This is a genomic window from Fusobacterium varium, from assembly GCA_021531615.1.
In the GTDB taxonomy this organism is placed as follows: Bacteria; Fusobacteriota; Fusobacteriia; order Fusobacteriales; family Fusobacteriaceae; genus Fusobacterium_A; species Fusobacterium_A varium_C.
This window is the reverse complement of sequence record JADYUE010000056.1, coordinates 1-12,997: the sequence shown is the minus strand read 5'-3', so window position 1 is coordinate 12,997 and position 12,997 is coordinate 1. Positions and strand designations below refer to the sequence as shown.

The 12,997-nt window shown below is 28.7% G+C and carries 14 protein-coding genes; 4 read left to right on the top strand and 10 right to left on the bottom strand.

Features of this window, described 5'->3' with window-relative positions; all coding sequences use genetic code 11:
- Nucleotides 1-62: 62 nt before the first annotated feature.
- Genes gatB through I6E31_11650 form a run of 9 tightly spaced genes read right to left on the bottom strand, consistent with a single transcriptional unit; the run spans nt 63 to nt 8,853 of the window.
- Nucleotides 63-1,511 carry an Asp-tRNA(Asn)/Glu-tRNA(Gln) amidotransferase subunit GatB gene (gene gatB / locus I6E31_11690; protein ID MCF2640622.1) on the bottom strand — a complete coding sequence of 483 codons (1,449 nt, stop codon included), beginning with the start codon at nt 1,509-1,511 and terminating at the stop codon, nt 63-65.
- 28 nt (nt 1,512-1,539) lie between these two features.
- The gene (gatA, locus tag I6E31_11685; protein ID MCF2640621.1) at nt 1,540-2,997 is read right to left on the bottom strand and encodes an Asp-tRNA(Asn)/Glu-tRNA(Gln) amidotransferase subunit GatA; all 1,458 of its coding nucleotides are present in this window, start codon (nt 2,995-2,997) and stop codon (nt 1,540-1,542) included.
- 40 nt (nt 2,998-3,037) lie between these two features.
- Nucleotides 3,038-3,325, bottom strand: coding sequence for an Asp-tRNA(Asn)/Glu-tRNA(Gln) amidotransferase subunit GatC (gene gatC, locus I6E31_11680; GenBank protein ID MCF2640620.1), 288 nt, complete (start codon nt 3,323-3,325; stop codon nt 3,038-3,040).
- Nucleotides 3,326-3,347: 22 nt separating this feature from the next.
- Nucleotides 3,348-4,058, bottom strand: coding sequence for an rRNA pseudouridine synthase (locus I6E31_11675; GenBank protein MCF2640619.1), 711 nt, complete (start codon nt 4,056-4,058; stop codon nt 3,348-3,350).
- Nucleotides 4,036-4,575, bottom strand: coding sequence for an SMC-Scp complex subunit ScpB (scpB, locus tag I6E31_11670; GenBank protein MCF2640618.1), 540 nt, complete (start codon nt 4,573-4,575; stop codon nt 4,036-4,038). Before scpB ends, I6E31_11675 begins: the two co-directional genes overlap by 23 nt.
- The gene (locus tag I6E31_11665; protein MCF2640617.1) at nt 4,559-6,184 is read right to left on the bottom strand and encodes a hypothetical protein; all 1,626 of its coding nucleotides are present in this window, start codon (nt 6,182-6,184) and stop codon (nt 4,559-4,561) included. The genes scpB and I6E31_11665 overlap by 17 nt, the downstream gene beginning before the upstream one ends.
- A gap of 24 nt (nt 6,185-6,208) precedes the next feature.
- Nucleotides 6,209-7,255: a rod shape-determining protein gene (locus tag I6E31_11660; protein MCF2640616.1), complete on the bottom strand. Its 1,047-nt coding sequence runs from the start codon at nt 7,253-7,255 to the stop codon at nt 6,209-6,211.
- 31 nt (nt 7,256-7,286) lie between these two features.
- Nucleotides 7,287-7,865, bottom strand: coding sequence for a septum formation protein Maf (gene maf / locus I6E31_11655; GenBank protein ID MCF2640615.1), 579 nt, complete (start codon nt 7,863-7,865; stop codon nt 7,287-7,289).
- Nucleotides 7,822-8,853 (bottom strand): ABC transporter permease, encoded by a 1,032-nt coding sequence (locus tag I6E31_11650; protein ID MCF2640614.1) that lies wholly within the window; start codon nt 8,851-8,853, stop codon nt 7,822-7,824. The genes maf and I6E31_11650 overlap by 44 nt, the downstream gene beginning before the upstream one ends.
- 157 nt (nt 8,854-9,010) lie before the next feature.
- Between I6E31_11650 and I6E31_11645 the strand changes: the two genes are divergently transcribed.
- Both I6E31_11645 and I6E31_11640 read left to right on the top strand, forming a co-directional pair.
- Nucleotides 9,011-9,463 carry a SoxR reducing system RseC family protein gene (locus I6E31_11645; protein MCF2640613.1) on the top strand — a complete coding sequence of 151 codons (453 nt, stop codon included), beginning with the start codon at nt 9,011-9,013 and terminating at the stop codon, nt 9,461-9,463.
- A gap of 18 nt (nt 9,464-9,481) precedes the next feature.
- Nucleotides 9,482-10,144 (top strand): hypothetical protein, encoded by a 663-nt coding sequence (locus I6E31_11640; GenBank protein ID MCF2640612.1) that lies wholly within the window; start codon nt 9,482-9,484, stop codon nt 10,142-10,144.
- Nucleotides 10,145-10,240: 96 nt separating this feature from the next.
- On the opposite strand, the gene I6E31_11635 is transcribed toward I6E31_11640, so the two are convergent.
- Nucleotides 10,241-11,380, bottom strand: coding sequence for an amidohydrolase (locus tag I6E31_11635; GenBank protein ID MCF2640611.1), 1,140 nt, complete (start codon nt 11,378-11,380; stop codon nt 10,241-10,243).
- Nucleotides 11,381-11,513: 133 nt separating this feature from the next.
- Here I6E31_11635 and I6E31_11630 point away from each other — a divergent pair, with 133 nt between their 5' ends.
- Together I6E31_11630 and I6E31_11625 are read left to right on the top strand one after the other, a co-directional pair.
- A complete protein-coding gene (locus tag I6E31_11630; protein ID MCF2640610.1) occupies nt 11,514-12,017 on the top strand; it encodes a DUF1877 family protein in 504 nt (167 codons plus the stop codon).
- A 9-nt stretch (nt 12,018-12,026) separates the two neighbouring features.
- Nucleotides 12,027-12,887 (top strand): DUF2262 domain-containing protein, encoded by an 861-nt coding sequence (locus tag I6E31_11625; protein ID MCF2640609.1) that lies wholly within the window; start codon nt 12,027-12,029, stop codon nt 12,885-12,887.
- The last annotated feature ends 110 nt before the right edge of the window (nt 12,888-12,997 follow it).

Here is a 12,997-nt window from a genome sequence, read left to right as displayed (position 1 = left end):
TAAGCAAATTCTCCTAATTTTTAGCTGATTTTTAATTTTTTGTAAACTACATAGCTGAGTAGTTACAGATTACTTAATTTTTGAGTCATTAACTCTGTTACCATTCCAGGATTTGCTTTACCCTTAGAAAGTTTCATAACTTGTCCAATAAGTCCTTTTAATACTCTTGGTTTTCTTCCTTCATCTGAATTTTTATAGTCATTTACCATTTTTTCATTAGAAGCAATAACCTCATCAATCATAGCTTCAATAGCTCCAGTATCAGCAACTTGAACCATTCCTTTTTCTTTTACAATAACTTCAGGGGCTCTATCATCAGTTAATTTTATTTCAAATAACTCTTTAGCTATTTTTGTAGAGATAACATTTTTCTCAATAAGAGCTATTATCTCTCCAAGGTGTTCAGCAGAGATAGAGAAGTTTTCAATAGTGATATTCTTTTCTTTTAAGTTTCTCATAACTTCTGTCATTATCCAGTTTGAACTTAGTTTTGGATTTCCAGAAACTTTAGTAACTGCTTCAAAGTAGTCAGCAAGTTCAATATCTTCACAAAGAATATTAGCATCATATTCAGGGATCTTATAATCATTGATAAATCTATTTAATTTATCAGTTTTAGATTCTGGCATAAGTTCTCTAATAGCTTCTACCTCTTCATCAGTGATAACAAGTTTTAAAAGATCTGGTTCTGGGAAGTATCTATAATCCATAGCTTCCTCTTTACTTCTCATAACTTTAGTAGTTTGAGATTCTTCATCCCAAAGTCTAGTTTCTTGGTGAATCTCTCCACCATTTTCAATAGTTTCTATCTGTCTACCGATTTCGTAATCTATTGCTCTAGCAACAGCTTTAAAAGAGTTAAGGTTTTTAACCTCTACTCTAGTACCATAAACTTTAGATCCTTTTTCCATTACAGAGATATTAGCATCACATCTTAAAGAACCAAGTTCCATAGAAACATCACTGATACCAGTATATTTTATTGTACTTTTTAAAGTGTTTAAGTACTCATAAGCTTCTTCTGATGATCTCATATCTGGTTCAGATATAATCTCAATTAGAGGTATAGATGCTCTGTTATAGTTGATAAGTGATTCATGTTCAGCATGAATTGATTTAGCCGCATCCTCTTCTATTTGAATTTTTGTAATTCCAACTTTTACCATTCTTCCAGAATTTAAACTAAATTCAAGAAATCCTTTTTCTGCATAAGATTTATCAAATTGAGTAATTTGATAGTTTTTAGGAGTGTCAGGATAGAAATAGTTCTTTCTATCAAAGCTACTCTCATTATTTATTTTACAGTTAAGAGCAAGAGCTCCTTTTACTGCATATTCTACAACTTTTTTATTTAATTTAGGAAGTGCACCTGGGTGTCCTAAACAGATTGGACAAGTATGAGTGTTAGCATCAGCATTGTCATAGTCAGCACTACAACCACACCAAACTTTAGTTCCTGTTTTTAATTGAAGGTGAACTTCTAATCCTATAACTGATTCCCATTCTCTCATTTTATTATCTCCTTCTAACAGATAGCTCCTAGTCTAAATTAGGTAGCTTCCATTCTCCTCTAATTTTTTCAAAAGCATCTCCAGCTTGTATTAATTCTCCCTCTCCAAAAGGTTTACCTAATAGTTGAATTCCAACAGGCATATTGTCAGCTAATCCAGCAGGGATTGAGATACCTGGGATTCCAGCAAGGTTAGCAGAAATTGTGAAAATATCTTCTAGGTAAAGTTCAATAGGAGATTTTTTATCATCAAGTTTAAATGCAGTGTTTGGTGATACTGGAGTAAATATCATATCCACTTGTTCAAAAGCTCTATCAAAATCTTCTTTGATTAGTTCTCTAACCTTTTGAGCTTTCTTAAAGTAAGCATCATAGAAACCAGCACTTAAAACATAAGTTCCTATCATTATTCTTCTCTTAACTTCATCTCCAAAACCTTCACTTCTTGAGTTTACATAAAGATCATTAACATCTTTTATATTTTCACTTCTATATCCATATCTAACTCCATCAAATCTTGCAAGGTTTGAACTTGCTTCAGCAGGAGCTATAACATAGTAAGTAGGAACAGCATATTTTGTATGAGGAAGAGAGATCTCAACAATTTCAGCTCCTAATTCTCTAAATTTCTCTAAAGCTTCATCTATAACTTTTCTTACATTTTCATTTATTCCATCAATAAAGTATTCTTTAGGAACTCCAATTTTCATTCCCTTAATATCTTTTCCTAAAAACTCTGTATAATCAGGTACTTCTCTACTTGAAACAGTAGCATCATAATCATCTGAACCAGAGATTACATTTAAGCAAAGAGCTATATCTCTTACATTTTTAGCAATAGTTCCAATTTGATCAAGAGATGAAGCAAATGCCATAAGTCCATATCTTGAAACTCTTCCATAAGTTGGTTTTAACCCTACAACTCCACAGAAAGAAGCTGGTTGTCTAATACTTCCTCCAGTATCTGATCCTAGAGATAGGAAAGCTTCTTGAGCTGCAATAGAAGCTGCTGCTCCTCCACTACTTCCTCCAGGAACTTTTTCTAGATCCCAAGGGTTTTTAGTTTCCTTATGATAAGAAGTTTTTGTAGTACTTCCCATTGCAAATTCGTCCATATTAGTGATACCGATGATAATAGCATCAGCTTCTTTTAATTTTTTAACAGCAGTAGCATCATATACTCCTGTATAGTTTGAAAGTATTTTTGAACAAGCAGTAGTTATATCTCCTTCAGATACCATATTATCTTTTATTGCCACAGGTATACCAGCTAGAGCTCCTACTTTCTCTCCATTTTTAATTTTTTCATCTATTATTTTAGCTTCAGCTAAAGCTTTCTCTTTTCTTAGATTAACAAAACTTCCTATTTTATTATCTATTTTTTCAATTCTTTCAAATATATCTTTAACTACATCTTCTGATTTGATTTCCCCTTTTAAAATCTTTTCTTTAATTTCAAAGGCAGATAATTTATAAAAATTTTCCATTGAAAAAATCCTCCTTGATTTTTACTTATATAATTTAATATTACCCAACAACTTTAGGTACGATTATTGCTCCATCTCCAGAATCAGGTGCATTAGAAAGAGCTTTTTCAGTTGATAGAGATTCTCTAACCTCATCATCTCTTAAATTGTTTACTTCATCATTTACTTGTACTAAAGCTTTTGTTTCTGCTGTATCTACTTCATTTAACATATCAATATATCCAAGTATATCATTTAATTCTACTTGAAATTTTTCAATTTCTTCAGCAGAAAATTTTAATCTAGCCAATTTGGCAACATTTAAAACTTCTTCTTTTGTTAAAGCCATTTTTTCCTCCTAAAAATAATATTTATAATGAATACAAATAATTCACTTCTTCAGTTGTAAGCTCCCTGTACTCTCCTAATTTAAGATTTCCTAAAGATAATTTTCCAATCTTCTCTCTTTTTAGTGTAATAACAGGGTGATTTACAGCATCAAGCATTCTTCTAACTTGTCTATTTCTTCCCTCTCTTATAGAAATTAAAAGTTCACTTTTCCCTTTCTCCCTCTTTAAAAGAGTAACATAGGCAGGTAGAGTCATACCATCTTCTAATTTTACTCCATTTTTAAGTTTTGTGATAGACTCATCTTTTATCTCTCCAAAAACTTTAGCACGATACTCTTTGTATATCTCTGCCTTTGGGTGGATAATTCTATTAAATAGCTCTCCATCATTAGTTAAAATCATAAGTCCAGATGTATTGTAATCAAGTCTTCCTATTGGAAATATTCTCTCCTTACATTTTATCAAATCTACAACAGTTTTTCTACCTCTATCATCTTTTACAGAGCTTAAAACATCAAGAGGTTTATTTAAAAGGTAGTAAACTTTTCTTTCAACACTTTTATTTACCTTTTTTCCTTTGATATAAATCTCATCTTTATCTGAAACTTTTATACCAGCTGTTGCTTTTTCTCCATTTACTTTAATAGCTCCTTCATCAATCAATCTGTCAATCTCTCTTCTTGAAGCTATTCCAATTGAGGCTAGATACTTATTTATCCTCATCTCTTCCATTTTCTTCAATTCTCCCTTTTATATCAATATAGTTTGGTAGTTCAGTAATAGAAGATAAACCTATATATGTTAGGAATTTTTCTGTAACTTCATAGAGATTAGCTCTACCAGTTCCCTCTTTTTTTCCACAAACTCTTACAAATTTTTTCTCCTCTAGGTTTTGTATAATTCTATCTACTGAAACTCCTCTAATAGCTTCTATTTCACTTTTAGTAATTGGTTGTCTATAAGCTATAATTGATAGTGTCTCCAATGATGCAACAGAAAGTTTTTTAGGCTTAGCTTCATGTTCAAAAAACTCATTGACAACCTCTCCATATATAGGATTAGTTACTAAATAAACTAAATCACCATTGATCTCTATATTTATTCCACTATCTTTTCTAGCTCTTTTTAACTCATCAATTATTGGCATAATCTCATCTATTGAAAGAGAAAAGAATTTACAAAGATCCTTTATCTTTATCTCATCTCCCCCAAGTAGAAGAATAGCCTCTATTTTATTTTGAATACTCATTTTTATTCTCCCTAAACTCTATTGCTGTAAGATATAAGTATATCATCTCTCCATATATTGCTGCATAATTATCTCCATTCAAATTTATTTTAGGAGTTATATAGCAATTATTGTTTAAGATAATCTTTTCAATATTATTTAAAAGATTATCTCCTTGATCTCTTAAATTGTTTTCATATAGTTTAATAATAAATTCAAGATTATATTTTATATCAACTTTCTTTTCAGATCTCTCTTTTAATACTCCAACCTCTTTATTATAATATTTTTTATAATCAGATAAAAGGATTTTCTTTTGTTGATCTTTAGGAAGAAAACCTATATATGCAATGTTTTTATGATTACTCTTTTCATTTCCTCTTCTTGTTTTTAAACCATCTCTTGTAACATAATTTTTTAAAATAAAGTCATATAATAGATTTTTTCTTTCTAAAATATACTCTCTATCCTCTTGAAAATCATCTAAATTAGAGATAATATCTATCAAATTATATTGAGTATAGTAGTTAAAAATATTATCTCTTCCATCTAAAATCTCTCCACTATCTTCAATAGAGTCCACCATCGATAGAACTTCAGGTCTAATCTTCCAATTAAAATATTTAGGATCAAACTTTTCTCCATTGTTTTTCATATAATTAAAAACATAAGTGTAGTACTCAGCACTTTCAGTTTCACTTTTTTTCAAGTTAATATCTGCAAAAATTTTACTACCATCAAAATTAGATTTAAATTTACTTAAAATATAGAAGAGTTGTATTTTATTGGTTAAGTTCTCTCTACTGTCATTATATGATATAGAATCAGGAATAACAGCTCTTGAAGTTACTAAATCTAAGTTTTTTAAAACATCTTCAGTTACTTTATTATGTTTTGTATTTCTTTTAGAAGTTAATTGTTTTTTTAACCAATAATCTAATTCCTGATTAGCTACCATATTTGGAGTAATATATCTATTATCTTTAAATTCATCATAGAACTCAAAGGAGAAAAGGATAGGTTTATTTTCTTTAACATCACTTATAATATAGTAGAGATTATCATCTTGATATTTTTTAGTTTTTTCATTTACCTCTTCTAATAAAAAATTTTCAATAACATTATCTCTAGCAATAAATGTTCTACCACCATAATTTTCAGATTTAAAAGAGATATTATCACTGTAATTAAAAGAATTTGTCTCTCTAATATACTCTACAAAATCATTATCTCTCTGTGGAACTATATGAAAAGCAAAGTCTACTGTTTTATTATTAGGAATTTTTCCTAGATCCACACTGAAAAATAATCTATTTTTTTCAATCATAGAAGGAAAAATAGTTACTATAATATTATTTCCATTAACTTTATAGAAAAGCTGAAGAATATTTGTTTCAGGAACAATTTTAGCCTCAACTGGATAATCTTTTAAAGATAGAATCTTATCACCATCAAGGATAATTTTACCCTCTATTTTAGAGATATTAACTGGTTGGAAAATATCCCCCTTAATATAATGAATATTATTTGTAGTTTTATCATAAAAAAGAACTATCTCACTATTGCTAATGAGATAGTTACTATATGAAAAGGTATAACACATAAGAAAAATCAAAAACAATCTTTTCATATAAAGCCTTCTTTCTTTTAAAAATTAATAATCTATTTCAGGAGAGATTAAAACTTTACTGTAAGTATCAAAGTTTTGTAGTAAAGTTTGAATACCGTTGATAACAGAGTTTAAAGGATCTTCAGCAATTGTAACATTTAGATTTAAACTTTCTGATATCTTTTTATCTATTCCTCTTAGAAGAGCACCTCCACCAGTTACATAGATTCCTCTTCTCTTAATATCTGATGATAATTCAGGTGGTGTTTTTTCAAGAATAACTTTGATCTCTTCAATAATTTGTTGTAATAGTTCTCCAAGAGCTTCAACAATTTCAGAAGAGTAAATTTTTACATCTTTAGGCAGTCCATTTAAAGCATTTCTACCACTGATATCAATAGATAAATCTTCCTCTAACTCCATAACTGCTCCAATATGTTTTTTAATATCTTCAGCAGTTTTTTCTCCTATTAAAAGGTTATGTTTTTGTCTAATATAGTCGATAATTGTAGCATCAAATCTATCTCCAGCTACTCTAAAAGAGGAAGTTTTAACTATACCTCCTAGAGATATAACAGCAAGTTCAGCAGTTCCTCCACCAATATCAACAATCATATTTCCTTCAGGTTCAAATATATTTAATCCTATTCCAATAGCAGCAGCCATAGGCTCTTCAACTAAATATGCTTCTCTTGCTCCAGCCTCTCTTGTAACCTCTATAACAGCTCTCTTTTCAACTTGAGTAACTCCAGCAGGAACACAGATAATAACTCTAGGACTAGATAAAAACTTGCTATGGTTTACTCTTTTATAGAAAGAACCCAACATTTTTTCTGTTATCTCATAATCAGCAATTACCCCATTTTTTAATGGTCTGATAGTATCTAGGTTGTTAGGAGTTCTCCCTATCATCAGTTTAGCTCTTTCTCCAACTTCAAAAATATCTTTTGTTTTAGTGTTAATAGCAACAACAGAAGGTTCATTTAAAATTATTCCCTTGTCCTTAACACAGATTAAAGTATTTGATGTCCCTAAATCAATTCCTAAATCTTCAGAGAAAAAACCTAAAAATTTATTAAAATACTTTTTCATTCTTCACCTCTAAGTTAATTAAATATTATAGTTAAATATTTTTAATCTCTTCTAAACTAATTCCAATTTCACTGATTTTTTCTATGAAATCTCCAATAGGAAATCCCATAACACTAAAGAAATCACCATTTATCTTTTGAACAAAAGCAGCACCTTTTCCCTGTATTCCATAAGAACCTGCCTTGTCCATAGGCTCACCAGTTTCTATATACCATTTTATCATATTTTCATCTAGTTCCCTAAAGAAAACTTCACTAATATTATAATTTGTAATATCTATATTTTTAGAGATATTTATAAAACTATAAGCAGTGATTACATTGTGCTTTCTACCTGAAAGGAGTTTCAATGTTTTAAATGCTTCCTCTTTATTTTTAGGTTTTCCAATTATCTCACAATCTACTTCAACTATTGTGTCAGCTCCAACAACATATTCAGTTGGATATTTTTCAGCAATAGAGAAAGTTTTTTTTCTAGCAATATCCATAATTTTTAGAGTAAGCTCTTTTTCATCACTTATCTCTTCAATTTCAGCACCCTCTATTTTTAAATTAAATCCCATATCTTCAAGAATCTCTTTTCTCCTTGGAGATTTTGATGCTAGTATCATTTTTTACTCCTTCCTTCTCTTTTATTATTTTTAAAAGTTCTCTCTCATTTATTTTATCTATCCCATCATTTTTAATATTTTCATCTAATATATTTCCATTTTTATCTTTTTCTTTAGAGTTATCATTGATAGTAAAAAGATTAAAATTATCATTAAATCTTTCAGAGTTTTCAGGTGGATTATTTCTATTTTCTATCTTTTCTTGAGATAGATTTTTATTAGGATCTAAACTTTTTGTAACTTTTTTCTCTTCTTCCTCTTCAGGAATATTTTCAACTTCAGTTGTAGAGTTATCCAAAATAAGTTCTTTATTTAATAGTACCTCTTCTACTCTCTCTTTAATTTTATTTTCTTTTTCCTGTTCTAATTTCTCTTTCATCATTGCTTCACGTTTTTCAAGAGCTTCTTTAATAGCTATCTGTTCTCTGATAAGTTGCTCCTCTCTAGCTATTCTTTTTTTCTCTTTATAGTTGTGATACATTTTTGAAATTCCTCTATTAATAGCTTTAGCAACAATTAAAAATGTAGTACAAAAGATAATGACTCCTAATCCTATATAAAGATATTTAAACATTACATTTGTTAATAATAGATAAAAACCATATGTTGCTACTAAACCAATTTTATATTTGTAAATTGAAAGTTGAAAAAATTCTTTTATAATTTCATCATCTGCTATTGTTTCAGCAAAAGGAAGTTTTAAAATATACATTAAATATAATAAGATGCAACTAACAGATAATAGAAAAAAGCAGTATAACCTTACACTTAATAACATTTTTTTAGTTTTATTAGTTATAAAAGGGAAAAGTATAGAGAAAAGAAGTATTATAATTAAAGGGAAAACTACTATCCCAAAATAAGAGTCAATAAAACTAAAAATGCCTAGTTCACTTACTCTGCCTTTGAAAAAATAATCTGCTACCATATATAAAAGAAAATAAATATAGATGTATCTAAATTTTAGAAACCAAAGCAACTTTTTCACTTCTTACCTCTTCATTAATTTACTTATAAACTATTTTATATTGTATCATAGAGAAAAATAGTTTTCAAGAAATATACCTTTAGCTTTTTTAAAGTTTTTTTTTATGGTATAATCTAAAAATAAGCATAAAACTTTTAAGATTATAGAGGTGAAAAAAGTGGTTAACAAAGGAATTGTAAAGGCAATAAATGGAGATAAAATTCTTGTAAAACTATATAAGGATACAGCATGTTCTCATTGCAGTGGTTGTAGTGGAGAGGGAAAATATGGTAAAGATTTTGAATTTGTAACAGATAAAAAAGCTGAGATAGGGGATACAGTTACTTTTGAGATATCAGCAGGAAAAGTTATAAAGGCAGCTTCAATAGCCTATGTTTTTCCAGCAGTAGCAATGATTTTAGGGTATCTTGTTGCAAGTAAACTTGGAGCTTCAGAGTATCAAAGTATAGGAGCTAGTTTTGGAGCTTTAGTAATATCATTTATCTGTCTATTCTTCTATGATAAACTTTATGTAAAAAAACAAAAAAATTCAGAGATAGAAATTATATCTATTGAAAAAGAAGATACAAGTAACATGATAGATAGTTGCAAAAATAAAGATTTATATTAAAATATCAGGGTGAGAAAGATGAATACTACATATGAGTATGCTGGTGTAATTTTAAATGCAAAAATGGTTGAAACTTTTATTCCGAAGCTATTAAAAAGCAATGAATTGAAAAAGAGAGAGGATATAATTGAGCTTGTAAGAGAGTATCATATAAGTAATGGTGGTGCTAATCAAACAAAAACAAGTTTAGTTAGTGCAGTAAAAAATGGACTTGAAAGTTTAAGAAAAAAAGGGATACTTGAGAAACCATTAGAGGGATTCTATAAAAAGATAATAGAGGATCAAGAGTTAGAGAGAGTGGAATTAAACTCAAGCAAAGATAAAGAGATTGAGAAAAAAGAGTGTATCTATATTTACTATGCTAAAAAGGATAAATTAGAGGCTCAGAAAAAAGAGATAGATAGTTGGGTTTGTAAAATTATCTATGAGAAAAAATTGACAATAGATAAGATATTTAAACTTTTCTCTAAAGAATATTCAGATCAATATGAGTTGGCTTTTGTTTTAAAGACAGAAAAAGCAGAGCAACTGACAACAACTATTCTTGATATTCTAAAATTAAGGGGAAGAAACTCAGATTTATTTAACCAAGGTTTTGAAACAAGTCCACAAGAGTTAAAAGAGATTATCAGATTTATTGGTGCAAGGATTGAAACTTTTATTGAGATAACAAATGAGTAAAATAGAAAAGAGAGTAGCTTTTAAACTGTTACTCTCTTTTTATTAATAAAGTATTTATATATTTAATCAAAAATTAATTTCTCCTAACATCAAGTGTTAGTTGTTATGGCTTTCTAAAATTCTAGCAAAAGCTTCTACCCCTTTTAAAAGTACCTTTTCATCAAAATTAAAATGGCAGCTATGAAGAGGGTGGATAAATCCTTTTTCTTCACTTCTAGTTCCTAAAAGCATAAATATTCCTGGAACTTCTTTTTGATAATAAGCAAAATCTTCAGAAATAGTTAAAGCTTCATGTTCAACATAGTTCATATTCTTCATAGTTTCAACAAATTTTTTATAAAGCTCTTTATCATTTACTACTGGTGGATATACAATATCTATTTTTTCATCAATTTTAACTCTATAAGAAAGCTCAATTCCTCTATGAATTTCTTTTATTCTCTCAATAATAAATTCAGTATTTTCCTCTTTAAAAGTTCTTATAGTTCCCCAGAAATTAACTGTATCAGCAATTATATTTTGAGCCGAACCACCACAGAATTTACCAATAGTTACAACTCCAGGATCAAATGGAGAAAGATTTCTTGAAACAATAGTTTGATATCCATCTACAATTTTAGTAAATGCCATTAAAGGATCTATTGTTTTGTGAGGCATAGCTCCATGTCCACTTTTTCCTGTAATAGTTGTAGTCATTAAAGCTGCTTGAGCAAAGAATGGTCCTTCTTTACTTGCTACTGTTCCCTCAGGAAGTTCAGGGAAAAGGTGTATTCCATAGATAGCTTTAACATTGTATTTTTTTAATAATCCAGTTTCAACAATATCCTTTGCTCTACCTGGAGATTCTTCAGCAGGTTGGAAAATAAGAAGGACACTTTTTTCAAGTGGTTGTATAGTTGTAAGATATTTAGCAAAGGCAAGTAGAGTAGTCATATGTCCATCATGTCCACAAGCATGCATCTTACCAACATGTTTTGATTCAAATTCTGCTCCTGTTTCCTCTTTTATATTTAGAGCATCAATATCACTTCTAAATGCGATACAATTCTCTTTATCCTTTCCTTCGATGTAAACAAATAATCCAGTTTCAACAATCTCTTGAGGCTCTAATCCTATTGAGATTAGATAGTTTTTAAGATATTCTTTAGTTTTAAACTCTTCAAGAGCAGTTTCAGGTATTTGGTGAAGAGCTCTTCTATTTTTTATAATATCATCTAATAAAAAATTTAAATCCATTTTTACTCCCCCTTAATTAAAATTTTATATTTAATATATTAGCACAAAAGAATAGATTTTTTAAGATAGCTAATAGATTATTAATAATAGTTATGATAAAATTAAAGAAAACGGACAAAAAGGAGAAAAGGAAATGCTAGCACAATATATGGCTGTAGACGATAATGTTTTAAAGAAAATGAAAAAAATGGATTGTGATGAGATAATAGATGAGATAGAGGAACTTTCTGAAAATGAAACTTGTGATATTTGTGATGTTGATGAGATGTGGGATGCTCTTCATTTCTTTCTTACTAAAAAATCAGCTTTTAATCCAATAAAAGAGAATAAATTAAGTGAAGCTATTATGGGAAAGGAAAAATTAGCTAATACCAATAGTATTAAAGAGATTTTAAAGGTTAGTAAATATAGTGAGTTGCCAGAGATAATAGATGCTTTAGAAAAAGTAAATATTGACGCTCTTGTGAAAGAACAAAATCTTGAAGAGTATGATAAAGCTAAAATCTATCCAAATAGATGGAAAAAAGCAGTGGCTGAAGATATTTTTGATGAGATTATATTCTGTTATGAGGGACTTTTAGATTTTTATAAAAGATGTTACAATAAAAAATTAAATATTATAATAAGTATATATTAAGGAGAGTATATGAGTAGAATATTATTTGAAAAATTTGATAAATTTATTGAAAATGGTGAGTACAATAAAATTGTAGAAAAGATTAAAACCCTATCTGCTAATAAAAGAGATTATGAGGTAGAAACATATTTAGCAAGGGCATTAAATGGGCAAGGAAAGTATCAAGAGGCAATAGATGTACTGCTTTCAGTTGAGGAGCAAGGAAAAAATGATTCTCTTTGGCATTATAGAATGGGGCATAACTACTATTATTTAGATGATAAAGAGAAAGCTTTAGAATATTTTAAAAACTCGTACTCTTTAGCACCAAATGATATTTGGACACTTTTCTTTTTAAGAAAATTGAATATGAAATTTGATATATATGAGGATAAAAAAACTTTTGAGACTTTAAAAACTGAAGATTTCTTTGATACAGAGGATAGTTATGAAACTCTATTTAGCATCTTTAATAGAGATAAAGTTGCTTTAAGTATAATTTCTGAAGATGAGTTAGTGTTAGATGAAAAGTTAGAAGAGATAAAAGAGAATTTAAAATGGTTAGAGGAAAATAGAGAAAAATTAGAAGAGAAACTTTTAGAAAGTGGAATTATCTCCCTTGCTGAAAAATGGGCTAGTAGTGGAATACCAGTTGAAGGAGAAGATGGAAGATGTTATCTTGTAGAGGATAATGAAAAAGTTTATTTACCTATAAAGAAAGAGAAATTTTTAAAAAACTTATATCCTGAAACTGTAAATATTATTTTTGATGAAGATAAAATAAGTATGGAAGTTTATTTCTACTGCTATCCAGATTATTTTGCTGGGCATTGTATAATGGTAGAGATAGATTCAGATAAAAATATCTGTTGTTCAGATTTAGCAGAATAGTTAATAAGAAGAGAGAGGATGGTGATATCCTCTCTCTTTCAATTAGTGTATTTACTCAGCTGATCAAATTCTATAAAAAATTAGCTAGCTTAAAGTTTAATTTTTATGAT